Origin of the sequence: Sediminibacterium roseum, from assembly GCF_009939005.1 — a bacterium.
GTDB classification, from domain to species: Bacteria; Bacteroidota; Bacteroidia; order Chitinophagales; family Chitinophagaceae; genus Sediminibacterium; species Sediminibacterium roseum.
Genome location: NZ_JAACJS010000011.1, coordinates 208,033 through 229,462 on the forward strand (window position 1 = coordinate 208,033; position 21,430 = coordinate 229,462).

Here is a 21,430-nt window from a genome sequence, read left to right on the forward strand (position 1 = left end):
TGCAGGTGTTGGTTAGTCAAAAGCCGATGGAGGCAGCTTTCTGTATAAAGATAGGATGAATTCCGCTCCATTCCCTCTCGACGATACCACTTCTATTTTGCCCTCGTGTTTCTGGATGATTTTGTAAACGATTGATAATCCGAGTCCTGTTCCCTCTCCTACTTCCTTGGTGGTAAAGAACGGATCAAATATTTTCTGGCGCACCTCATCCGTCATACCCATTCCCGAATCTTTGATGCTGATCTGGATCTTGTCGTCGCCCAGGTCACGTGTAGTAATGGTAATCGATTCATCGCCCTGTTCCGTTTTTTCCTTGATGGCCTGTATGCCGTTGCTGAGGATGTTCATGAATACCTGGTTCAGTTTACCAGGGTAACATTCGATCTCGGCATGCGCCTGGAAATCTTTTTTGATGGTGATATTGGCCGGCATGGCGTTTTTCAGGATCACCAGGGTTGAATCGATGCCTTCGTGCACATCAACGATCTTTACTTCGCTCTCATCGAGCCTGCTGAATGTGCGGAGCCCTTTTACAATTTCTGCTGTTCTTTCCGCGCCTTCATGGATGCCTTTTACAAGGCTCCGGATCTCATCGCGTACATAAGAAACATCGATCTGTTTTTTGAGTTTATCGATCTGTGCAAGTTTTCCCTGGATCTCTGCTTCCGGGGCGGTATGCAATCCGTCGTACGCATCAATGATCTCGATGAGGTCGTTGATATCGAGCTCCAGGGGTTTGATGTTTGATTTTACAAAGTTGATCGGGTTGTTGATCTCGTGCGCGATACCCGCGGTGAGCTGACCGAGGGAGGCCATTTTTTCCGCCTCAACGAGTTGTATCTGCGTGTCCTTCAGATCCTGCAGCGCAACACTCAGGTTGTTGTTGGATGACTGCAGTTCTTCTGTTCGTTCCGCCACTTTCCGCTCGAGCGTGATGTTCTGCTCCTTCACGAGCTGCTGGTTGATCTCGAGACGGCGCAGGCTCTCGGCCTGCGACTGCTCTTTCTCCCTGCGCAATACATTGATCTTGTCGGCAAGGGCGATCGACAGCAACGCAACTTCCAGTGAAGAGCCCACGTATATGATGTAGGTGGTAAAATTGTTATAAGGCAGCACGGCAAGGTTGCGCAGGATAAGGATCACGAAAGTGATGAGGAAGAACATCCATGCCGCCAGGTAAAAATAGGCCGGGCGGAAATTTCTCCGTGCCATGTAAAAGCTTGTGGCCAATACCGAGATCACACCGAGAATACCGTTGAAATTGAGGATCTGGTAACCGACCGAAACATTGGAGAACAGGCACCCCGCCAATCCAACCAGGTAAACAAGAACCAGCAACTGCAGCCATTTGTGTACACGTGGCGCGAGTTCTTTTGTGCGGAGGAAATTCATACTGAACACCAATCCCGCAGCGGAAGAAAGTATCGAGGTTATCACAACCGCGTATTTGTTGAGCCCGGGATTGTTGGGCCAGAGGTATTTGGCCTCGTAACCCGTGAAAGTGGTCTGCGCCAAAGCGAGCAGGAAAATATACGCAACGTAAAAAATATAGCTGTTGTCTCTTGTAGCGAAGAAAAGGAACAGGTTGTACAGGAACATCACGGCGAGCACCCCGAGGTAAAGGCTGGTGATGATGTTCTGCAGGTTTACATCCGCATACAAACCATCTGTGGTAAGCACGCGTGCCGGAACAATGATGGGGTGCGTGCTGTTCACGTGCAGCAGGTACTGCGCGGTTGTGCCGGGCGGGCTCTTCAGGTCAAACACAAAATTGGGTGAGCCGGCAAAGCGGTTGCTAACGGGTATCGCATTGCCCTGTTCTTCGAGCAGCACGGGTTTTGATCCATCCACGCGGTAAAGCGTAACGTGTGAGAGATTCGAAAAAGCAATGTTCAAAAAAAGCCGCGCAGCTCCCGAGTTGTTGCTCACCGAAAAACGGAACCAGACGTTTTTAATGTCGTTTGGATAGATGGGGATGCGGCCCTGCGTGTTTACAAAATCCTTGCGTTGAACCACCTGCTCCGCCGTGAGTGCATTCGTTTTGTCTACGAGCTCATCCATATTCGCGGAAATGGTGTAAGCCGGCGACCGATCGGTAATGATGGCCTGTTGCGCAAAGGAAAAAGAAGCGGGTACAACGAAAGACAACAGCAGTAACCATTGTTTTACAAAATGTGCTGTAAAAAAGAAGCGGTGCCTTCTTTCAGAATACATAAGGTATGATCATTTTGGTCTCCTGCCTGTAAGCGAGGTAATCTTTGCCAAAACGCGCGATGAGTTCCTTTTCTTCGATCCCGATGCGAACGTAATAAGCAACGATCATTGCGATACAAGATATAATAAATCCCGCTAAACTCTCCAGTATTACCCCACCCGCAACAATGGCCAGGAACGCGCCTGTGTAACTCGGGTGGCGAACGATCTGGTAGGGGCCCGACCTGATGAGCTTGTGGTCGTCGGAGATCTGCACGGTAGCTGTAAAATATTTACCCAGCGTTTGCACCGCCCACGCGCGGAAAGTGATGCCTATTGCGATCATAGCCACTGCAATAGCTGTGTAAATGCTGTATCCATCGTGTTCCGTTTTGAAATAGGCCCAGTCAACCAGCGGAACAACCACGCTTACAAACGACATCAACAGGATCAGCACAACAGAGAACCGGTCGCTGCTTTTTTTATCATCGGTTTCTTTCACCGAAACGGGAGGCTGTGTGAGCCAGATGCAAACGGTTCCGGCGATGATGATGAGTATTTTGGGATTGAGTATCAGTTGGGGATTGCCCAGCAGGGGCAGGATGATCATCAGGGAATTACTGATCACTGCGAGAACGACCTTGCGCATAGTTATTTCTTTTTTTCCGTTTCCGGGTAAGCTTCGTACGAAATGTGATACTCATTCGGATCAACATTCTCCAGTTTCAGCGCATAGTGTATGTTGATGTAAAAATCCTTGAAAGGCGATTTTTCCTGGGCGATGTGTTCGGGATTGTTGCGCAGGTACAGGATCTTTTCCCTTTCGCGCGGGTGCGTGGTTGAAAGGTTGAACATATCATCCGAATAGAGTGCGGTGGCCAGGAGGTCGATTTTTGGATAGTAGAAGGTTCCCTCCTTACCCACTTCGGTCATGATCCTGCCGCCCATCCAATCCTTGAAACGGACGGTTGTTGGCGAGCAGAGGGTAAAAAAGGTATTGATCCCGATCTGCGTAGCAATGGCCACGGCCACCCTCGACGGGAAAAGGCTCCCGATACCAAGCCCTGCCACCTCTTTCGAGTTCCACAACCCGGATAACTCGGCGGCGCCGTTTCTCGCATGTTCCCGCACGATGCGGTAAATACCCGCATCCATATCGCCGGTGGCGGTTTCAATGGGCAGGGGGTTTATCCCGTCTGCCACCTGGATGCGTACGCCCCCGTACATCTTCTGACGGTCAAGGGTTTCCACCACAATCACGTAGATCGAACGCTGGTACATCCAGTCGGTGGTGTTGGTGGTAATGTTTTCGATCCCGTATATCGATAAAACCCGCCTGTGGCCCTCGATAAATTTCAGGCAGGTTTCCGGCTCATCAATAGCCCTGAAAGCCCTGATCCTGATGTCTTTATCCAACTGGTCCACATGCGTCATCCCTTGTTTACTTTTGATAGGAGCAAAATAACGAAATTATACCCTTTTCTATTAAATTATTGTATAAATGCATGTTTTGGCTACTTTTACGGTACGAAACCCCATCGTAACTATGGAAGAACAAAAGATCAATGTGTTGTACATTGATGATGAACCGAATAACATTGTCTCCTTTAAGGCAGCATTCAGAAGGGTATTCAACGTTTACTCGGCCGAATCGGCGGAAGAAGGAACCAAAGTGCTGGAGCAGGAAGAGATTCATGTGATCCTTAGTGACCAACGTATGCCCAAGACAACCGGGATCGAATTCTTTCAATCCATCCTCGAAACGCACCCCGACCCGATCAGGATCCTGATCACGGGTTATACAGATATCAATGCGGTGATCGATGCGATCAATCTCGGCCAGGTTTACAAGTACCTCACCAAGCCATGGATAGAAGAAGAAGTAAAAACTTCGATCCGCAACTCGTTCGAAGTATACGACCTGCGCATGAAGAACAAAGAGCTCACGCAGAAATTACTCGAGGCAAATGAAAAGCTGGAGTTTTTGGCGAGACAAAACCTGCTGTCTTAAAGCGGTTTTATCCACCACTCACCCATTCCACGGCCTCATCCAGTTTGGTTTTTTCGTACCCTTTGAATTCCCCGGGCACAAGTACGCTGAAGATATTGGTAAACGTATTGATGGCCTCCGAATCGGAAAGTATGGCTACGCGGTTCCAGTTGGTGAGTTGTTTTAGCCCGAGCACAGCATCCTGCAGCCAGGCCCCTGCTTTGAAGGAGGTCAACGGTGTGTTGATCACCATCAGGTAATTGAGCTCGCCGGTGCGTGTCACCAATTTTTCAACCGCGGGGAAAACCACCGATTTAAAATCGTCTTCCGTTACCTCGCCTTCTGCGCTGAATGCCACCATATTGGCCGGCACGCCTGTTAATTGCCTGATCATGGGCTTGTATGTTTGGGTTTGAGTTGATTGTATCAAGCCGTTGGCTCTCCACGTTTCTATACTTTTATTTATTCAGCAGGAAAGTTCCTGCATCGGCCGCAAGGCCCTCGGATACCAGCACGTTTTCCTTGAAAGCCGGTTTGTAAGGGGTCACGGCTTCAATTACCACGCGGTAGGTGCCGGGTTTTACACCGGTGATCTGGAAAGATCCCTGTACCACATTTGCGCGGAACGTATCTGTTGCAGAAACGGCCCATGCGCCGGATGCCGCATCGGTAGGAACCACTATACCCGTGATCGATCCCGCATAAGTTCCCCTGAAAGCAAGGAGCCCGGCGGTGACAATGAATATGGAAACGAGTATGATCAATAACTTTTTCATAAGATTGGATTTATGAATAGAGAAGATAAATTTCTGTGCCAGACGCACGAATGGCGCATGAAAAGAGACAATACCCGATGCAGAAACTGTAGATAAAAATGGGCAACCCCGGTTTAACCTGCTTTCAGCTTTTTTTCAACCAGCGCCCGCCGTTTTTTCCAAACCGCAACGGGACCGGGTTCATATATGCTGTTGCCCTTCCTGTCTACCATCCCAAAGGCCCTGTTGATCTTTGCAGAAAGGGTTTGTACCTTTTTGCTGTGGGCCGCCCTGGGCGTATACAGCCTCGAAAACGCTTCGAGGGCTTTGTTGATGACGGCAAGTTCCTCTGAAAACATTTTCTGTTTCCTGTAAATGATCATCAAGCGCCGGAAGGCATGCAGGTTATTGCTGTCGCGCTTTAAAATACGGTGGTAGATCTTTCCGGCATCGCCCCATTCCTCTTTTGCCTCGGCTTCTTTGCCCTGGACAACAAGGTCTGCAATGCTTTCGTCCTGTTTGTGAACCACCTTCATACAGAAAAATACCTGTAGCGTTTCAGAATCGTATTTACCTTTTCTTTCAGGCTTTCGGGGCAGTTCTCGTTAAAGAGAACATGCACAGGGTCTACACTTACATGGTAACATTGGCTCGGTTTCATTCTCCTGCCCTCCACCTCTATCGTTTCATGATCGAGCGCATCAAGTTCTTCCAGCAGCATCTGGTGCTCGGTTCTGTCTATCGCGTGCATAGGAATCTCTTTTTGAAAAAGACTGAAAAAATTATACCTCCCGGAATGTAGAAACCAACGCGGCATAGTTTTTTATTATTGTTAACACGCGTTCAGCTTTAAGCCTTGCGCACCAAGCATTATTAAACCACTTAATCTGACAGGAAATGCACTTTTTATTGATCGACGAAGACGACACCCGGATGAAGATCGTTACAGCCCGTGTTAAAAATGAAACCAACGAAAATGCCAAATGTACCTGGGCAAAAAATTCTGCCCACGCCCTTGAAATTTTACAATACCTGGAGCCGGATATGGTGCTGCTCCACCAGGACCAGCCCGGCATCATAGCGCTTACACAGGCAACCGAAGCCAGGCAAATAAAACTGCTGCGCTATATGGACCAGGATTCGTTGTACCTGCAGCATGCAGGACAGGTAAAAGAAGCTTCTTAACTATTTTTCAATTTCCGAACCGGGAGATGCAACCAACAGGTTCTCCGTTTCCCGGTTCAGAGACCAGATCGCTCACTTCACACTTTCCAGGTACACGCCGATCCTGTGTGTACGCAAAAGGTACGGGATACGCTTTCTTTCTTTGCCATTGTTAAAGTCGAGCGCCTTTGATGCCTGCAGCGGCATATGGCAATCGATGCAATTTTTTACGGCGGTTTGTTGCTGCACGGCGTGTTTGGACGACTGGTGGCAACTCATGCATTTTGCAACAAATATTTTGGGATCGTTCTCCGCAACATGCGTGTTGTGGCAGGTGCCGCAGGTCATCTGGCTCCCGGCAAAACATTTGCTCTGCTGAAGCAATTGCATTTGTTTCCCATGCACATCAGGATTGGGCTTGCCCTCGCCAAAATGCGGAAAATAATAATTGGCCAGCGTATCCCCGGGTTGAAAAGCAAACAGGGTGCGTTGTACATCGAGGTCGTTTCCTGAATGACACGTACTGCAGAGATCAAGTTGCTGTTTTCGCGTGAGCGATTTGATGGATGTAATAAACTTCGCTTCTTTTACCGATGGATTTTTTTGCTGGTATGCCACATGTTCGGCAGCCGCACCATGACACCGCTCGCAATCAATACCCGGCACAATGGTCTGCTCTGCAAGTTTTTCTGAGAGTTGCAATGAGCCTGCCTGCACATCTGTTTTTTCAACAAACGATGCATGGCACTCAAAACATCGGCTCAATATCACCCGGTCGTAAAAAGCCTGGTCGGTGGGATAACCCGGGCTGTTGGTCCAGCTCCTTATACCGGCAAAAAAAGTAAGCGGCAATTGAAGCAGTTGTCCATCTTTCCAATAAGCATAGGTCTGCGCCTTCTCTCCCGATCCGATAGCGAAATCAATTTTTTCAGCATGCAACCTGTTCCCGTTCTTCAGGTGAACCTGGTAAATATACTCGCGCGTCTTTTCGAGCGTCACCATTGATCCATCTGTGTAATAGGAAATATGGCCGGCGGTATTGAAGTTCTTTTCCAGGATACTGTCAACAGGCTTGCCTGATGTTTTGAAATGATTGGTATGCGCATAAGAACCCGCTACATCCTTGTGGCAACCGATGCAGGATGCGGATCCTGCATACAACGGCCCCCGTGGATCATTACCGGCTTTGCTGTTGATACACCGGTTGAAAATGATGCATATAAGAGCGAGCAACCCGACTACCAGGAATATTTTTCGGTTACGGTACATGGTATTCATCGATGCGGTTAAGATAGTAGTTTTCTTTGGAAATCCGGCCTGGGCGCCCCACGCAACAATTCATTATATTTATCCCAACCACCACAACATGAAAAAGATCCTTGCGGCACTGCTCCTGTTTTCACTCACCGCCAACGCGCAAAAAACGGGTTTTAAAGAATGGTCCAAAACCCCGCCCATGGGCTGGAACAGTTGGGATTGTTTTGGCCCTACTGTAGTGGAACAGGAAGTGAAAGCCAATGCAGACTACATGGCAAAGCACCTGAAAAAATACGGGTGGGAATATGTTGTGGTGGATATACGCTGGTATGTGGGAAACGACAAAGCGCATGGCTACAACGAAAAGGACCCGGACTATGTAATGGATAAATACGGAAGGTTCCAACCCGCCGTAAACCGTTTTCCTTCAGCCGCAGGTGGTAAGGGTTTCAGGCCGCTTGCAGATTACATTCACAAAAAAGGATTGAAGTTTGGCATCCACATCATGCGCGGCATACCGGTACAGGCGGTGAACAAGGATCTCCCGGTGCTGGGCAGCAACGCAACGGCAAAAGACATTTACAGTACCGAACTGCAATGCAAATGGCTGAAAGACATGTATACCGTTGTTGCGGGCAGGAACGGCGCGCAGGAATATTACAATTCGCTTTTCAAACTGTATGCTTCGTGGGGAATTGATTTTGTGAAAGTGGATGATCTCTCGCGGCCCTACCATGCCGGAGAAATAGAAATGATCAGGAAAGCGATCGATCTCTCGGGCAGAAGGATCGTATTGAGCACCTCTCCCGGCGAAACGCCGATCGCATCGGCGCCGCATGTGCAGCAACATGCGAACATGTGGAGAACGGTAGATGATTTCTGGGACAACTGGAAAATGCTCAGGGATCATTTCGCGGTTTTTGAAAAATGGAACGGCTACCGTGTTGCCGGCGGCTGGCCGGATGGCGACATGCTGCCATTGGGCAGGATCGGTATACGCGCAGAAAGAGGGAACCCGAGGATGACCGCGTTTACAAAAGAAGAACAATACACGTTGATGACGTTGTGGTGCATCTTCCGTTCTCCATTGATGTTTGGCGGGAACCTGCCCGACAACGACGACTTTACGTTGTCGTTGCTGAACAACGAAGAAGTATTGAACGTTCTGAAACGCAGTTCTAACAACAGGCAATTGTTTGCCACAGACAGCACCGTTGCCTGGATCGCAGACGATCCGCAAAGCGGGGCAAAATACCTCGCGTTGTTCAATTCGTCTGATAAAGATGCAGTAACGGTGGGTGTTGACTTGAAAGAGATTGGAATGAATGGAAAATGTTTGTTCCGGGATCTCTGGAACAAAAAGAACATCGGGCAATATGCCGGGTCGTTCTCTTCCGTTGTAAACAAACACGGCGCGAAGCTCTACAGGATCACCGGAAATTGACCTGCACCCTACGCACGTCAATCAAAGGGCAACAATTGCGGCGCTATGTATTCCTTCTTCGCCAGGGGCGAATTGAAGATGTCAATATCGTAATGGGCGGCCATCAATGCCTTGAAACCGGTAACCAGCCGCGGAAATTCAGCTATAAAACCAGTAAAACTTTTTGAGCCCGATCTGCATACAAAATGATGCACTGCTTTCACCGCAGCGGTCGTAAGCGTTTTGTTGTATTTCTCCGCGGCGCCGAGTTGCGTTACGAATGCAAGCAGCTGCGTATTCACGTTTTCAACCGCCTGGTCTACCCCGTATTTTATCACATGCAACCATGCCAGCCGCACATGGGCTTCGTGGTTAAAGATAGACGCGGGGAACGATCCGCCGGCAAATGCGCGCTCAAATGATTCGTCGTTGAACTCGTAATGGGATTCCATGGGCCGAAGTTACTAAACGAAAGATCATCCTGCTGTTTATTCCTCATCATCAGGTCGTAAAAACCAAAGCGGCACGCTATTTTATATTCATAAGGAAAGATGCAGATCATGAGTTATTACAAAGACAAAGAGAAAGCCGATCCCTCCAGCATCAACCGGGAAAAGGTGGGCAACCGGGATATCAACGACCCGCTGTTTGATACCGACCAGCGCGATAAAAGAATGGATGAAGGAAGCAGCCGCACAGAAGCAGACCCCTCTGTTCCGAAGGAATACGATGGAAGCAAGAATGCAGGCGGATCGAAGTCTGCCACCACCGATCCTGAGCAATAAAAGCTGTATCAGGTAGTACCGGCCACCCTTCCTTGCAGGGCCAGGGCGTTGTGCACGGCTTCGCCGATGGTGTTGTTGAAATAGGCATATACATCCTGTTTCGCAGCAATGGCCTGCTTAATTTTTGTTGCATACGATCCGATCAATTCATCTGTATAGGTGCCGCGGTAATCGCCTTCCACCCCGTGGAAACGGAAAAAACGCGTATCAGCGGCAGGAATTTTTGCCGGCGTGGCCGATTTGGGCATATCGTGCTCAACCAATAGTGCATGGTGCAACGCAAGCAACTCATACACCTCTCCCATGTACCAGGAATTGTCGCGGAACTCGACAGATAATTTCCAGCCGGTATTCATATCGCCAAGCAGCTCGAGCAACAGTTCCAGCTGGTTGAATGCATCCGCTTTTGTGCCGCCCGGAAACTGGATCAGCAGGCATCCTTTTTTTTCACCGATGGCATCAAACACCTGCATGTATCTTTTTAGTACGGCCTCATCAAACAGGAGTCCTTTGTTGTGGGTGATCTCTTTTCCCAGCTTGAGCGTAAAGCGGAAAGATGCGGGCGTTTCATCGCGCCAGCGCGCCAGCGTGCGTTCCAACGGAAGTTTGTAAAACGTCTGGTTCACCTCGAGCGAATTGAACAGGGAAGCATAGTAGGTTAACCGCGACGCTTCGCTGAATTCCGGTGGAAAAAAAGTCTTGTTCTTAACCGGCAGCACAATATTGGAAGTACCGCAATACAACATGATTTATCCTTTGCGTTTTTTGTATTTAAGGCTGAAAAACAGAATCAACAGATTCACCAAAAATGAAAAAGCATTGGTTGCTATGATGGGCCAGTCCTTTTTCAATATTCCATAATACACCCACAACCCTACACCGCAGAGCAGTATCAACAACATACCGAGGGAAATATCGGAGGCTTTCTTTTTGCCGATGATCATGACAAGTTGCGGCAACATAGAGATGCCGGTACACACGCCTGCGGCAATACCAATAACAAACGGGTCTGATAACATTTCATTCATAGCTCACATTGATTTTACAACGATGCCCCGCATATACAGGGCATCGTTTGTATTTTAAGCCGGCACTTTTCTTGGCCGCTCCCTTTCCCAAAACCTGTGTTGTGCAATGGCGCCGATAAAATCTTTCGCGATCTTCTTCGGTTCGCCAACGATCACACCGTCATCACCTTCGATCTTGTTAATGAAATAAGTTGACTCCAGCACCTGGTCAGCATCCGCATCGGCAGCGATGGCTTTGCAGTGTTTGAATGCCTCGTTTAAAAAATGTACCGCGTCTGCATCGTCTGCAAGTGTGGCCACGCTGTTTGTGCCGCCGGGCACATACAACGCATCGTAAAACACCGAAGACGAATTGGTAAAGGTTTTGATCGGGTTGATCTCTGTTCCGTCTTCTGCCACTACGGGCCCGAGTCGCGGCGCAACGATCTCTACAACCGCTCCCGCTGCTTCCAGCGCTTTCTTCATTGCGGCAACAGAAGCTGCGTTTACGCCGTCGGCTACCAGGAATGCGATCTTTCTTGTAGCGATTGAGTCTTTGCGTGTGTTTGCCATGCTCAATGCCTCCGACCTGTCGAGCGAACTTTTTTTCATCACCGGTTCGTACGACTTTGGCGATGCATCTGCGGGCACACTAAAATTGTATTGCGCCACTTTTTTAGGAACGGAAACACCGATGCCATAGGCCACGGCTGCGGCCAGTCCTTTGTCAACCTTTGCGATGATGCCCAGCATCCGCTCGCGCACCGCCAGCGTTTCCACCTTGCTCAGCTCAAAGGTGAATGCTTTAACGATGTGTTCTTTTTCTTCATCTGACTGGCTGTTGAAAAACAAAGTGGCCTGGCTGAAATGATCCAGGAAACTTTCACTGCGTTCCCTTATCTTTTTTGAATCGATGCGTTCTGCGTAAGAGGTAAAACCACCTTCTTTCATTTTGGCCTGGAAGGGACAACCACCGCCAAGCGTATTGGGATGGTAACTCGTTCTTCCTGTATTGATCTGCTGCCGCATAGCTCCATCACGTTGGTTGTTGTGAACGGGCACTACCGGGCGGTTGATCGGTATTTCGTGGAAATTAGGGCCGCCCAGGCGGATCAGCTGCGTATCGGTGTAGGAGAACAAGCGACCCTGTAACAATGGATCGTTTGTAAAGTCGATACCGGGTACGATATGTCCTACATGAAAAGCAACCTGTTCCGTTTCAGCAAAGAAATTATCCGGGTTCCTGTTCAATGTGAGTTTACCGATGCGTTGCACGGGAACGATCTCTTCGGGTATGATCTTGGTTGGATCGAGCAGGTCAAATTCAAAGCTGTGCTCGTCTTTTTCTGCAACGATCTGAACACCGAGTTCCCATTGTGGAAAATTGCCCGACTCTATTGCTTCCCAAAGGTCACGCCTGTGGTAATCCGGGTCCTTTCCTGAAATGTTCTGGGCTTCGTCCCATGCAACAGAATGCACGCCCAGCAAAGGTTTCCAGTGAAACTTCACAAAACTTGCCTCGTTCTTTTCATTGATAAAACGGAAGGTATGCACACCAAACCCTTCCATCATCCGGTAGCTTCTCGGGATGGCGCGGTCGCTCATCAGCCACATGATCATGTGCGCCGATTCGGGCATGAGTGAAATAAAATCCCAGAATGTATCGTGCGCAGAAGCGGCCTGCGGCATTTCGTTGTGGGGCTCAGGTTTTACGGCGTGTACCAGGTCGGGAAACTTCATGGCGTCCTGTATAAAAAAGACGGGCATGTTGTTGCCAACAAGATCGAAGTTGCCTTCTTCCGTATAAAATTTTACGGCAAATCCACGAACATCCCGCGCAAGATCGGTTGAACCGCGCGAGCCCGCAACGGTTGAAAACCTTACAAACACGGGCGTTTTGATATTGGTGTTGTTGAGAAACCCTGCTTTGGTGAACTTGCCCATCGGCTCGTACAATTCAAAAAATCCATGTGCCGCCGAACCGCGCGCATGCACGATGCGTTCGGGTATCCGCTCATGGTCAAAATGCGTGATCTTCTCGCGCAGGATAAAATCCTCGAGCAGCGTGCTGCCCCTTTCACCCGCTTTGAGGGAGTTGTTGTCGTCGTTTACTTTTACACCCTGGTTGGTGGTCATAAACTGATCGGCAGGTGATTCACGATCCGGTTGCAGCTCGGCAGATTTCGCATCCACCGGAGTTTTCCTGGTTGGCATATGGCTGTTTTTTTGTAGGTTGAGTTAATCGCGTGAGCGTTGTTGTTATTTTGCATCTTCATGTCCAACAGGTTCCTGCATTTTCTGCATCTGTTTGGCCTGTATACTGTCTGGCGTGATCGCACCCATTGCTACCATGAGCTTGTTTTTTAATCCCGACACCACCATATCATCGCCGTTCATCAAGGCTTTATAGCCATCTTTGGCTACATCTGCAGGGTCGGCCATTTTTTGTTCGTCCTGGGCCACCTTGCTTTCGGTCATGTCTGCCTTGTTGAAAAAATCCGTATCGGTTACGCCGGGCAGTAATGCTGTAACCACAACGCCTTTGTCTTTTACCTCTGCGCGGATGGCTTCTGTAAACGATTGTACAAAGGCCTTTGTTCCATGGTACACGGCCTGCCAGGGACCAGGCGCCTTGCTGGCGATCGAAGAAACGTTCAGGATCTTTCCATCCCCTCTCTGCACCATTTCTTTCAGGAAAAATTTGGTGAGCGATACAAGGCTTGAAATGTTTAACTGGATGATGTCGAGCTCGCGTGAAAGCTCATTGTTTACAAACTCCCCGTATACCCCCTGCCCGGCATCATTTACCAACACATCGATCTTTATACCGCGTGCCGAGATCAGCCCGTGTATCTGTGATGCGCTTTCGGGAATGAACAGGTCTTTCGCAAGTGTAATCACCTCTATCCCGGTTCCGCCAAGTTCTTCCGCAACCCTGTCAAGGTCGTCCTGCGTTCTTGCAACGATCACAAGGTTATAGCCGTCCCCTGCAAAAAGCTTTGCAAGCTCATACCCGATCCCGCTGGTTGCACCGGTAATGAGTGCATATTTTTTTGTGCTTTCCATACAATGAATTTTTGATGTACCAATCAAGGCACAAAATATCTGCCACCAATTTGTCGGGCGGCCTGCATGGATTATGTAGAAACCCTTGAACAGGTTAAGCCGCCACCTTCCTTACACGTCGCGGTCTTCTTGCTTGCTCCAGGTTTACGCGCCTGTGCTGCGACGGAATGTTCACGTTGTGAAAACCCGCTCTTGCCAGCTTCTCCGCAAAATCAAGCTGCACAGGATATTCACCATGAACGAGGAAGATGTTTTTTACATGTGCCGGATCCTGGCACTGGAGAAAATGAAGAAGATCATCCTGGTCGCCATGCGCGCTCATGCCTTCGAGCTTGCCTACCTTTGCGCGTACAGCAATGTTCTGTTCGTGGATGCGCAGCCTGCGAACGCCGCGTAACAATTTACCGCCGATCGTTTTCGGCGTACAGAAACCCGCCATCAGGATCGTGTTCCGCTTATCGCCCGCGCATGCTTTTATGTGGTGAACCACACGACCGGCATCTGCGGTTCCGCTCGCGGCAAGCACAACACAAGGTTCGTTTGACGAAGTGATCTGCTGGCTCTGCGCAGGATCGTCGATGTATTTCAACCCGGCGAAATCAAAAGGGTTGTCATCGATCTCCAGGATCTTCTGCAGTCGTTCGTTAAAATAAGAAAGATGGCTGCAGGTAACCGATGTGGCTTTGTGCGCCAGCGGGCTGTCTACGTAATAGGGTACGGCTGGTAAACGTTTTTCCAGTTCCAGCTGGTTGAGTGCATACAAAAGCTCCTGCGTTCTTCCCACGCTGAATGCGGGGATGATGAGTTTGCCGCCGTTCCTGCTGCAGGTTTCGGTGATGGCCTCGTATAATTTATCAACTGCATTGCCGTGGATGTCGTGCAGGCAATTGCCGTATGTGCTTTCCATAATGATCACATCGGCCTGCGGACAAGGCGATGGGCCCTGCATCAATGCGCTGCGGTATCTTCCGATATCGCCGGTGAAAAGTATTTTTGTTTGTTTCCCGTTTTCATGAACGGCCAGGTTAACGGCGGCGCTGCCTACTACATGTCCCGCACCTGTAAGCATTACAGAAACATCTTTGGTGATCTCGCAATATTCATCAAGCGGAATATCGCGGAACTGGTGCATGGTGGCCGCTACATCGTCTGCATTGTACAGCGGGTGGCAACCATCGTGGTGGCAGTTCTGTATAGAGGCGCTGTCGTAGAGCAAGATCTCGGTGAGCTCGCGTGTAGCCGCACTGCTGTATATGGCTCCTTTGAATCCCTCTTTAACGAGTTTGGGCAGTAACCCGGAGTGATCGATGTGCGCATGGGATAAGATCACACAGGAAATACTTGTGGGATCAAATCCGAAATGTTCATTCAGCCGCGTGGTCTGCAGCCCCATTCCCTGGAACATCCCGCAATCCAATAAGATCTTATATCCATTCTGAAGTGTAAGCACATGCTTCGAACCTGTAACCGTGCGCGCTGCCCCATGAAATCCAAGATGCATAGTAATGTTTGGAATATCCATACAGAATCCATACCAGCGCGGGTGCACAGTCAGGAACAGGCCACAAGATTGCGTGGACAACGATTTCGGTTGACGTGCCATGGCAATCGCAGGTAAAATCCGTGGTGATTTCTTTCCACGTTTTCCATGCGGGCATGTTATTGGAGGTGATCTATAAAAAGATCCTATGACAAAGACGATCCTCTTTATACACGGCATGTTCCAGAACAGCAAGAGCTGGCAAAAATGGGCAACGCATTTTACATCGCGGGGTTACCAATGTATTGTTCCCGATTGGCCGGAGCACGAAGGCGATCCGGCAACGCTGCGCGCCGATCCACCCCAAGGGTTGGGTAAGCTCGGACTTGAAACTGTGATCAATAAAATGGAAGCGATCATTGCAACGCTTCCCGCCAAACCGGTCGTGATCGGGCATTCGGTTGGTGGATTGATCGCGCAGGTATTGGCCAACAAAGGCCTGGCCAGTGCTGCAGTTTGTGTGAGCCCGGTGGCACCGAATAAGATGATGACATTCGACTGGGACTTTTTCAAAAACAGCGCCGTCATCGCAAATCCATTGAAAGGAGATGAACCCATCTATACAGACCCCGAAATGTTCCATGGCTCTTTTTGCAACACACTGGATGATGCCGCGGCAAGAACAGCGTTTGAAGAAACCGCGTTGCACGACAGCCGGAATATTTTCCGCGATTGTTTAACGGATGCCGGGCACGTGGACCTGGACAAAGAACACGTACCCTTGCTTTTTGTAACCGGCAAAGAAGACAAGATCATCCCCCATGAACTGGTAGAAAAGAATGCAAAAGCCTACGAGGATCAATCAAACGTATTATACCATGTATTTCCCGCAAGAAGCCATTACATCTGTAATGAACCGGGATGGGAAGAAGTGGTTTCGCTGGCTGGGCAATGGCTGGAGGAAATTACGCACGACGGGGACAGCGGCGACAGGTATGTGAATGGAGAGATCGTAAATGAACCGGATGATGTGGAGGAACATGCGATCGTACAAAATGAACCAGCTGATCCGCTGACGCCAGAGGATCTGGATGAAAATGTTTTTGACAAGGTGAGATAAGAACAGGGCATTGTTAGTGCCTTGTTGCGGAATTTATGATTTCTATTGCCCGTAAGCAACCCGGAAAAAATCAAAGTCAGCAAACCCGCCGGTTGTTTTTGTTGCATAATTGAAAAGGCCAAAACGGTATCCCATAAAATGCGGCAAGGTATACTTCATTTGCAAAGTGGTTCCGATGGGATGCCATATCTTATTGTCAAGGCTGTAAGAAAAATGCGCGGTATCTTTCCTGTTCCTGAAATCACAAACCGTTTTAAAGTAGATCCTTTCCTGCTCCAATGGCACCAAAGCGGCCTCAACTGCCGTGCCGCTGCCTGCGTTGATCATCACAATGTATTTTTTTGATCCATCCATTTTTACACCTGCATAGCCATAATTTTTTTGAAGCAGGCAAAGCCCCGTAATGTCACCATCTTTCATCCCGGCAACATCGATAGCCACGATCGCTTCGCTTACGGGACCGAAGGTTCTTTGGGTAAGCATATTACGGGCGAGGAGCAACGAGCTATCTGTTCTTCCCGTGTGCAGCCGGAGAAATCCTTTTCTTTCTTTGAGCGACCAAAGGCTGTTGTCAGGGTTGTGGTTCCATTGCCAGGCAAGCGGCAGCAATGGGTCTTTCGGCCCGCGGGAGAATTCATCAGATACAACAATGCCTGGTATCAGTTCTTTGTTTTTTTGAAGGTGTAATGTATCGGGCACTTTTCCATTGATGCCTATTACCGGCCAGCCGTCTTTCCATGTTACGGGCACGAGGTAAGGGATGCGGCCCACGGCGCCAAAGTCGCGGAACAGGTAGGCGTACCAGTTGCCATCGGGTGCATCGATCAATCCTCCCTGTGCAACGCCAAGATCCTGTAACCCGATCCTGCCTTCGTAAGGGCCCGTGATCCTGTCTGCGCGATGCACCACAACCGTTCGCATACCGCCTCTCGGCCAGGTGATGTTGAACAGGTAATACTTACCGTTGATCTTAAACAGCTGCGAGCCCTCTCCCAGTCCACTGCTGCCGATGCTGTCTGTAGGCGCCGTCGAATTTTCAACAACAACCTGGTTTACGCCGCCAGGTTTGATCCCCGACAAATCGGGATTCAGTTCCACCAGCGTAAGTTTTTTGTTTCCGTAAAGAAGATAGGCCTTTCCATCATCGTCGAAAAACAGGGAATGGTCGTGCAAAGCGGGACGAAAGGATCTTTCTTTCCATTGTCCCTTTTCGATGTTATCAGTGGAATAAATATGCGTCTTGCCACTGGTTGCGGAAAAAGTGGACACGTAAAACAGCCCATTGTGGTAACGGATCGAACTGGCCCAGGATCCACGGCCGTAGGTGCTGTTGCCGTTTGAAAGGTTCATGGGGTCGTTGTTGACAAGCGTATCGTAGCAATAGCCAACCAACTTCCAGTTGACCAGGTCTGTTGAGCGCATGATGGGCAACCCCGGGCTCATGTGCATGGTAGTACTGCTCATGTAATAATTGTTGCCCACACGTATGATTGACAGATCCGGAACGTCTGCGAAAATGATGGGGTTGTGAGCCTGTGCACGGCTGGTATTGGGTGTATTTATAAAAAGGGCCGCCATTACAACAAGTAGTGCCGGCAGTTGATTTCTATGCATGGGTATGGCAGGTTTATGAATGCTGCTGTTACAAAATAAGATTTATTGTGATGACTGCGGGCAGGGTTTTACGACAATTCATTTGCTCTTTCATGCCAATTACTTTTTTGGGAGGGATGTCCAACCTGAATCCGGCGCATTTTGAATTTTCTCAGGAACAGGAAGGTCAAACAGCAACGCTGCATTTTCCGGGTTGACAGATGCAAACCATACGAGATAACGCCCGCCTTTGGTTTTTGGCTTTCCGATTAGCCAATCTTTGTGCTGTTAGAATTTTAGTATCTGTGATGTCTATAGAAAAATACATAGTCAACAACCATGCTTCCTCGTATATTGTTGTGCTCACCTGTGGTAAATCCAATTGTATAGCGCGGAAATGTATCCCGTTCTTTTTTTAATCTACTCAGCCTTGCATTATTGAATAAAACAAAGACGGCAAATCCGGCGACAACAACTGCCACCGATATAATTTTCACCCAATGAACGTTTTTACTACCGTGTTTATATAGGAAGCGATGTAATGCTCTTTTTATTACAGTCATCTTTATGTCCTTTTTCATTAAGCTTCTGTAAATTAAACAGAAGCGTATAACACATCACAACCACGCACAAAAAAACCGATCAAAATTGATCGGCTATAACTCGTGCCCCAGACGGGAATTGAACCCGTACTCGCGTTGCGGCGAACAGGATTTTAAGTCCTGCGTGTCTACCAGTTCCACCACCGGGGCCTCCTGGAATAAATCCAAAAAAAAATCCCGTCACGCCACCGGCTTGACGGGATCCTGAGCGAAAGACCGGGCTCGAACCGGCCACCCCGACCTTGGCAAGGTCGTGCTCTACCAAATGAGCTACTTTCGCGTTCATCCACCGAAGCTTCAGCGAAGGTGGATTCTACCTATTTCAACCACCTATACCAAAGCTTCAGCGAAGGTGGATCTTATCTATCGTCTATCACCTACGAAAAAAACGATTATCTGCTTATCACCTGCGCTGAAGCTTCGGTGATCGAGATCGGTGATTAAAAAGAACTAAATTGGGAGTGCAAAAATAAACATCCAGCGTTCCCGGCAAAATTTTTTTTTGGAGATTTTATTTATAGTCAGGTTTGAACTCCGAACTTTTTTGAACCTCTACATCGGGTTTGCCTTTGTAGCGCTGGTTATACAAGCGGTAACATCCGCCCAATACAAATGCTAAAATGCAAAATACCTGCAGGTAAAACAGGAACCTGGATGAATTTACCCAATTCTTGGTAAAATCTTTTTCGTTGTGCTCGTGGGTATCGTGTTGTGACATAGTGGTTAGTTGCAGTGCAAAAATAAGGTTCGCCGGCAAATTATCATGCCTTCTTTCCAATAATTTCCTGAAAACGGGTGCGGTGCTTCACAAAATATTGCCATACCACCGATCCGCGGTACACACCATCCAGCTCCCGTAAGGGTTTGCGGGCAAATTGCCTTTTGGGGCGGCGGGTAAAAAAATACGCCAATACCGACATGTGCGCTTTCAAAATAGCGGTAAAAAAATGCCGGTCGCCCGTAAAAAGCCCTTTCCATGCCGAAACCGAATCCAGCGCAAAACGCAGGGGCAGCTTCCAGGCCTTTTCGTACCAGGGCAGGTTTTTGCACAACATCACCAGGTTGTTGCGGAAGTTGAGGTATACTTTTCTTCCCCCGCGCGGCAATGTGCCCGCGCCAACATGGAACACCACCGAGGCCGGGCAAACCATCACCTTATACCCTGCCAGCTGCATGCGCCAGCAAAGGTCGATCTCCTCCTGGTGCGCAAAGAATGAGGCATCGAGCCCGCCTAAACGATGGTAGACATTCGCACGAACAAACATGGCTGCGCCCGAGGCCCAGAAAACGGGGCGCGCGTCGTCGTATTGATGCGCTTCCTTTTCACACACATCAAAGATCCTCCCGCGCGAAAACGGGTAACCGAGCGAATCGATCCATCCGCCGGAAGCGCCCGCATATTCGAATAGTTCAGGTTGATGATACGATAGTATTTTGGGCTGGCAGGCCGCGATGTTGTGATCCGATTCCATAAGCGCAACCACCGGTTCTATCCAGCCAGGCGTAACGGCTACATCCGAATTGAGCAACACGTAATAATCCGATTCCACTTCTTTCAATGCCCAGTTATACCCGCCTGCAAAACCTTCGTTGCGCTCGTGCGTGAGGATTTCAACCGATGGGAAACGCTCCCTTACAAAAGCCACCGAATCGTCTGTGGAGGCATTGTCGGCTACGACCACCCGCATACCCGCATAGGTTGAAGCCAACACCGATGGCAAAAAGTTTTCGAGGTGTTTTCTTCCGTTGTAATTAAGAATGACTACTGCTATGCGTGCCGTTGACAAGTTCTGCTGTTTGTGCGAAAATAAGGTTTTGGAAGCAGCCGCGGACTTTATACCCCAAGCCCCCAATTCACCAGGTACCTCACCTCCAAAGGGACCGTATGCACCCGTATGCGCGATGTCTTTTTTCCAAGACGTACGATGATCGTTTTTTTAGACGGGATCACGATGATGTATTGGCCCAGGATGCCGCGCGCGTAAAAGATTTCCGGGTGCACGGGGTCTATCCACCACTGGTATCCATAGTAATCGCATTTCTGATGGGTTTCATCGGGTGTGCCACAGGGTTTGATCGAGTTTACATAGTACGCGCTGTCGATAAGAGGCACGCCTTTCCATTTTCCACTGTCGAGCATGAGTTTGCCGATGCGCGCGAAATCGCGGGTATTGGAATTGAAACAACAGTAGGCCTTCTCATCGCCCTTCTCTTTATCGGTGCTCCACAAGGCAGGGTGTTGTGCGCCGATGGGTTTCCATAGTTTTTCCGCGGCATAATCGCTGAGCGATTGACCGGTTGCTTTTTCGAGTACCAGGCCAAGCAACTGCGTATCCCCGCTTTTGTAGCTGAACAAAGTGCCCGGCTCCGATTTTGCCGAAACACCGGTTGCGGTTTTATACAGGTCGGATCCATAATAGGCTTCGGTGGTAACCGATAAAGGGTTGGCATACGATTCATTCCAATCCGATCCGCTGCTCATCGTAAGCAGGTCGATGATCCTGATCTTCGATTTTGGGCCCGTTTTAAATTCGGGCAGGTAATTGCCAACAGGCTCCTGCAATGATCTTATTTTTCCTTCTTTCAACGCAACGCCCGTTAACAGGCTGGTGATGCTTTTTGCCATTGAGAAGGAGTTGGACAAGGAACTGTCGGAATACCCATCCCAATATTTTTCCACAACGATGGAATCGTTGCGGATCATCAGCAAGCCAACAGAGCCCAGTGTTTCCAGCAGGTTGCTCAATGAATCCGGGATTTTGGTTTGGTTGTAAAGCGACGAAACCGGCCATGGCTGCGGCGTTCCTACGGCAACGGTATTGTTGGAGAATTTCTTATAGTCGTCGATGTTCGCAAAATTATAGGCGACCGCCTTGAACAGGTATGTTTTTCCACTGAGCAATGCATAGGCTGAAAAAACAAGGATGATGAGCAGCAATACGCGAACGATCCGGCGGACGATCTTCATGGCCATGAGTTTTGGTTACCATAAAAA

At 49.1% G+C, this 21,430-nt stretch carries 23 protein-coding genes and 2 tRNA genes; 5 read left to right on the plus strand and 20 right to left on the minus strand.

Features of this window, described 5'->3' with window-relative positions:
- Positions 1-12 precede the first annotated feature (12 nt).
- Genes GWC95_RS06220 through GWC95_RS06230 form a run of 3 tightly spaced genes read right to left on the minus strand, consistent with a single transcriptional unit; the run spans position 13 to position 3,627 of the window.
- Positions 13-2,214 carry a sensor histidine kinase gene (locus GWC95_RS06220; RefSeq protein ID WP_161817825.1) on the minus strand — a complete coding sequence of 734 codons (2,202 nt, stop codon included), beginning with the start codon at positions 2,212-2,214 and terminating at the stop codon, positions 13-15.
- Positions 2,204-2,842: a methyltransferase family protein gene (locus tag GWC95_RS06225; protein ID WP_161817826.1), complete on the minus strand. Its 639-nt coding sequence runs from the start codon at positions 2,840-2,842 to the stop codon at positions 2,204-2,206. The genes GWC95_RS06220 and GWC95_RS06225 overlap by 11 nt, the downstream gene beginning before the upstream one ends.
- Before the next feature lie 2 nt (positions 2,843-2,844).
- Entirely contained in the window at positions 2,845-3,627 is a 783-nt protein-coding gene (locus GWC95_RS06230) for a hypothetical protein (RefSeq protein WP_161817827.1), read from the minus strand.
- A 112-nt stretch (positions 3,628-3,739) separates the two neighbouring features.
- Between GWC95_RS06230 and GWC95_RS06235 the strand changes: the two genes are divergently transcribed.
- The gene (locus GWC95_RS06235; protein ID WP_161817828.1) at positions 3,740-4,204 is read left to right on the plus strand and encodes a response regulator; all 465 of its coding nucleotides are present in this window, start codon (positions 3,740-3,742) and stop codon (positions 4,202-4,204) included.
- 7 nt (positions 4,205-4,211) lie between these two features.
- Here the strand turns inward: GWC95_RS06235 and GWC95_RS06240 are convergent, their stop codons facing one another.
- The 4 genes from GWC95_RS06240 to GWC95_RS06255 all read right to left on the minus strand — a co-directional run bounded on the left by GWC95_RS06240 (position 4,212) and on the right by GWC95_RS06255 (position 5,689).
- A complete protein-coding gene (locus tag GWC95_RS06240; protein ID WP_161817829.1) occupies positions 4,212-4,577 on the minus strand; it encodes a SpoIIAA family protein in 366 nt (121 codons plus the stop codon).
- 64 nt (positions 4,578-4,641) lie between these two features.
- Positions 4,642-4,959: a peptidase associated/transthyretin-like domain-containing protein gene (locus tag GWC95_RS06245; protein WP_161817830.1), complete on the minus strand. Its 318-nt coding sequence runs from the start codon at positions 4,957-4,959 to the stop codon at positions 4,642-4,644.
- 113 nt (positions 4,960-5,072) lie between these two features.
- The gene (locus GWC95_RS06250) at positions 5,073-5,474 is read right to left on the minus strand and encodes a tetratricopeptide repeat protein (RefSeq protein WP_161817831.1); all 402 of its coding nucleotides are present in this window, start codon (positions 5,472-5,474) and stop codon (positions 5,073-5,075) included.
- Entirely contained in the window at positions 5,471-5,689 is a 219-nt protein-coding gene (locus tag GWC95_RS06255) for a hypothetical protein (RefSeq protein ID WP_161817832.1), read from the minus strand. Before GWC95_RS06255 ends, GWC95_RS06250 begins: the two co-directional genes overlap by 4 nt.
- Positions 5,690-5,835: 146 nt before the next feature.
- Here GWC95_RS06255 and GWC95_RS06260 point away from each other — a divergent pair, with 146 nt between their 5' ends.
- The gene (locus tag GWC95_RS06260) at positions 5,836-6,123 is read left to right on the plus strand and encodes a hypothetical protein (RefSeq protein WP_161817833.1); all 288 of its coding nucleotides are present in this window, start codon (positions 5,836-5,838) and stop codon (positions 6,121-6,123) included.
- Between the two features lie 72 nt (positions 6,124-6,195).
- Here GWC95_RS06260 and GWC95_RS06265 read toward each other — a convergent pair whose 3' ends face one another.
- Positions 6,196-7,371 (minus strand): multiheme c-type cytochrome, encoded by a 1,176-nt coding sequence (locus GWC95_RS06265; RefSeq protein ID WP_161817834.1) that lies wholly within the window; start codon positions 7,369-7,371, stop codon positions 6,196-6,198.
- A 97-nt stretch (positions 7,372-7,468) separates the two neighbouring features.
- Here GWC95_RS06265 and GWC95_RS06270 point away from each other — a divergent pair, with 97 nt between their 5' ends.
- Positions 7,469-8,803 (plus strand): glycoside hydrolase family 27 protein, encoded by a 1,335-nt coding sequence (locus GWC95_RS06270; protein WP_161817835.1) that lies wholly within the window; start codon positions 7,469-7,471, stop codon positions 8,801-8,803.
- A gap of 17 nt (positions 8,804-8,820) precedes the next feature.
- Here the strand turns inward: GWC95_RS06270 and GWC95_RS06275 are convergent, their stop codons facing one another.
- Positions 8,821-9,234 carry a hypothetical protein gene (locus GWC95_RS06275; protein ID WP_161817836.1) on the minus strand — a complete coding sequence of 138 codons (414 nt, stop codon included), beginning with the start codon at positions 9,232-9,234 and terminating at the stop codon, positions 8,821-8,823.
- 108 nt (positions 9,235-9,342) lie between these two features.
- On the opposite strand from GWC95_RS06275, the gene GWC95_RS06280 reads away from it, so the two are divergent.
- Complete coding sequence (locus GWC95_RS06280) at positions 9,343-9,567, plus strand: hypothetical protein (protein ID WP_161817837.1); 225 nt, start codon at positions 9,343-9,345, stop codon at positions 9,565-9,567.
- A gap of 8 nt (positions 9,568-9,575) precedes the next feature.
- Here the strand turns inward: GWC95_RS06280 and GWC95_RS06285 are convergent, their stop codons facing one another.
- The 5 genes from GWC95_RS06285 to GWC95_RS06305 all read right to left on the minus strand — a co-directional run bounded on the left by GWC95_RS06285 (position 9,576) and on the right by GWC95_RS06305 (position 15,141).
- Positions 9,576-10,313, minus strand: a complete 738-nt coding sequence (locus GWC95_RS06285; RefSeq protein WP_161817838.1) for a DUF72 domain-containing protein — start codon at positions 10,311-10,313, stop codon at positions 9,576-9,578.
- A 3-nt stretch (positions 10,314-10,316) separates the two neighbouring features.
- Positions 10,317-10,595 carry a SemiSWEET transporter gene (locus GWC95_RS06290; protein ID WP_237722090.1) on the minus strand — a complete coding sequence of 93 codons (279 nt, stop codon included), beginning with the start codon at positions 10,593-10,595 and terminating at the stop codon, positions 10,317-10,319.
- Between the two features lie 54 nt (positions 10,596-10,649).
- Positions 10,650-12,788 carry a catalase gene (locus GWC95_RS06295; RefSeq protein ID WP_161817839.1) on the minus strand — a complete coding sequence of 713 codons (2,139 nt, stop codon included), beginning with the start codon at positions 12,786-12,788 and terminating at the stop codon, positions 10,650-10,652.
- Between the two features lie 45 nt (positions 12,789-12,833).
- Positions 12,834-13,640, minus strand: coding sequence for an SDR family NAD(P)-dependent oxidoreductase (locus GWC95_RS06300; RefSeq protein ID WP_161817840.1), 807 nt, complete (start codon positions 13,638-13,640; stop codon positions 12,834-12,836).
- Positions 13,641-13,734: 94 nt separating this feature from the next.
- On the minus strand, positions 13,735-15,141 hold the full coding sequence (locus tag GWC95_RS06305; RefSeq protein ID WP_161817841.1) for an MBL fold metallo-hydrolase RNA specificity domain-containing protein: 1,407 nt from the start codon (positions 15,139-15,141) through the stop codon (positions 13,735-13,737).
- 187 nt (positions 15,142-15,328) lie between these two features.
- On the opposite strand from GWC95_RS06305, the gene GWC95_RS06310 reads away from it, so the two are divergent.
- Entirely contained in the window at positions 15,329-16,240 is a 912-nt protein-coding gene (locus GWC95_RS06310; RefSeq protein ID WP_161817842.1) for an alpha/beta hydrolase, read from the plus strand.
- Between the two features lie 42 nt (positions 16,241-16,282).
- On the opposite strand, the gene GWC95_RS06315 is transcribed toward GWC95_RS06310, so the two are convergent.
- The 6 genes from GWC95_RS06315 to GWC95_RS06340 form a co-directional block, all read right to left on the minus strand.
- Positions 16,283-17,854: a glycoside hydrolase family 43 protein gene (locus GWC95_RS06315; protein WP_161817843.1), complete on the minus strand. Its 1,572-nt coding sequence runs from the start codon at positions 17,852-17,854 to the stop codon at positions 16,283-16,285.
- A 645-nt stretch (positions 17,855-18,499) separates the two neighbouring features.
- Positions 18,500-18,585: transfer RNA gene (locus GWC95_RS06320), tRNA-Leu, on the minus strand.
- Between the two features lie 57 nt (positions 18,586-18,642).
- Positions 18,643-18,715: transfer RNA gene (locus GWC95_RS06325), tRNA-Gly, on the minus strand.
- Positions 18,716-18,946: 231 nt separating this feature from the next.
- The gene (locus GWC95_RS06330) at positions 18,947-19,153 is read right to left on the minus strand and encodes a hypothetical protein (protein WP_161817844.1); all 207 of its coding nucleotides are present in this window, start codon (positions 19,151-19,153) and stop codon (positions 18,947-18,949) included.
- Positions 19,154-19,196: 43 nt separating this feature from the next.
- Positions 19,197-20,222 (minus strand): glycosyltransferase family 2 protein, encoded by a 1,026-nt coding sequence (locus GWC95_RS06335; RefSeq protein ID WP_161817845.1) that lies wholly within the window; start codon positions 20,220-20,222, stop codon positions 19,197-19,199.
- A gap of 47 nt (positions 20,223-20,269) precedes the next feature.
- Positions 20,270-21,403: a serine hydrolase domain-containing protein gene (locus GWC95_RS06340; protein WP_161817846.1), complete on the minus strand. Its 1,134-nt coding sequence runs from the start codon at positions 21,401-21,403 to the stop codon at positions 20,270-20,272.
- Between the last annotated feature and the right edge of the window lie 27 nt (positions 21,404-21,430).

Excerpts from the sequence above, each read along its gene's own strand:
- GWC95_RS06265 (WP_161817834.1), bottom strand. The coding sequence starts at position 7,371 with ATGTACCGTAACCGAAAAATATTCCTGGTAGTCGGGTTGCTCGCTCTT.
- GWC95_RS06310 (WP_161817842.1), top strand. The coding sequence starts at position 15,329 with ATGACAAAGACGATCCTCTTTATACACGGCATGTTCCAGAACAGCAAG.
- GWC95_RS06220 (WP_161817825.1), bottom strand. The coding sequence starts at position 2,214 with ATGTATTCTGAAAGAAGGCACCGCTTCTTTTTTACAGCACATTTTGTA.
- GWC95_RS06255 (WP_161817832.1), bottom strand. The coding sequence starts at position 5,689 with ATGCACGCGATAGACAGAACCGAGCACCAGATGCTGCTGGAAGAACTT.
- GWC95_RS06225 (WP_161817826.1), bottom strand. The coding sequence starts at position 2,842 with ATGCGCAAGGTCGTTCTCGCAGTGATCAGTAATTCCCTGATGATCATC.
- GWC95_RS06245 (WP_161817830.1), bottom strand. The coding sequence starts at position 4,959 with ATGAAAAAGTTATTGATCATACTCGTTTCCATATTCATTGTCACCGCC.
- GWC95_RS06240 (WP_161817829.1), bottom strand. The coding sequence starts at position 4,577 with ATGATCAGGCAATTAACAGGCGTGCCGGCCAATATGGTGGCATTCAGC.
- GWC95_RS06285 (WP_161817838.1), bottom strand. The coding sequence starts at position 10,313 with ATGTTGTATTGCGGTACTTCCAATATTGTGCTGCCGGTTAAGAACAAG.
- GWC95_RS06235 (WP_161817828.1), top strand. The coding sequence starts at position 3,740 with ATGGAAGAACAAAAGATCAATGTGTTGTACATTGATGATGAACCGAAT.
- GWC95_RS06230 (WP_161817827.1), bottom strand. The coding sequence starts at position 3,627 with ATGACGCATGTGGACCAGTTGGATAAAGACATCAGGATCAGGGCTTTC.
- GWC95_RS06260 (WP_161817833.1), top strand. The coding sequence starts at position 5,836 with ATGCACTTTTTATTGATCGACGAAGACGACACCCGGATGAAGATCGTT.
- GWC95_RS06315 (WP_161817843.1), bottom strand. The coding sequence starts at position 17,854 with ATGCATAGAAATCAACTGCCGGCACTACTTGTTGTAATGGCGGCCCTT.
- GWC95_RS06250 (WP_161817831.1), bottom strand. The coding sequence starts at position 5,474 with ATGAAGGTGGTTCACAAACAGGACGAAAGCATTGCAGACCTTGTTGTC.
- GWC95_RS06300 (WP_161817840.1), bottom strand. The coding sequence starts at position 13,640 with ATGGAAAGCACAAAAAAATATGCACTCATTACCGGTGCAACCAGCGGG.
- GWC95_RS06340 (WP_161817846.1), bottom strand. The coding sequence starts at position 21,403 with ATGAAGATCGTCCGCCGGATCGTTCGCGTATTGCTGCTCATCATCCTT.
- GWC95_RS06270 (WP_161817835.1), top strand. The coding sequence starts at position 7,469 with ATGAAAAAGATCCTTGCGGCACTGCTCCTGTTTTCACTCACCGCCAAC.
- GWC95_RS06280 (WP_161817837.1), top strand. The coding sequence starts at position 9,343 with ATGAGTTATTACAAAGACAAAGAGAAAGCCGATCCCTCCAGCATCAAC.
- GWC95_RS06295 (WP_161817839.1), bottom strand. The coding sequence starts at position 12,788 with ATGCCAACCAGGAAAACTCCGGTGGATGCGAAATCTGCCGAGCTGCAA.
- GWC95_RS06290 (WP_237722090.1), bottom strand. The coding sequence starts at position 10,595 with ATGAATGAAATGTTATCAGACCCGTTTGTTATTGGTATTGCCGCAGGC.
- GWC95_RS06305 (WP_161817841.1), bottom strand. The coding sequence starts at position 15,141 with ATGCATCTTGGATTTCATGGGGCAGCGCGCACGGTTACAGGTTCGAAG.
- GWC95_RS06275 (WP_161817836.1), bottom strand. The coding sequence starts at position 9,234 with ATGGAATCCCATTACGAGTTCAACGACGAATCATTTGAGCGCGCATTT.
- GWC95_RS06330 (WP_161817844.1), bottom strand. The coding sequence starts at position 19,153 with ATGTCACAACACGATACCCACGAGCACAACGAAAAAGATTTTACCAAG.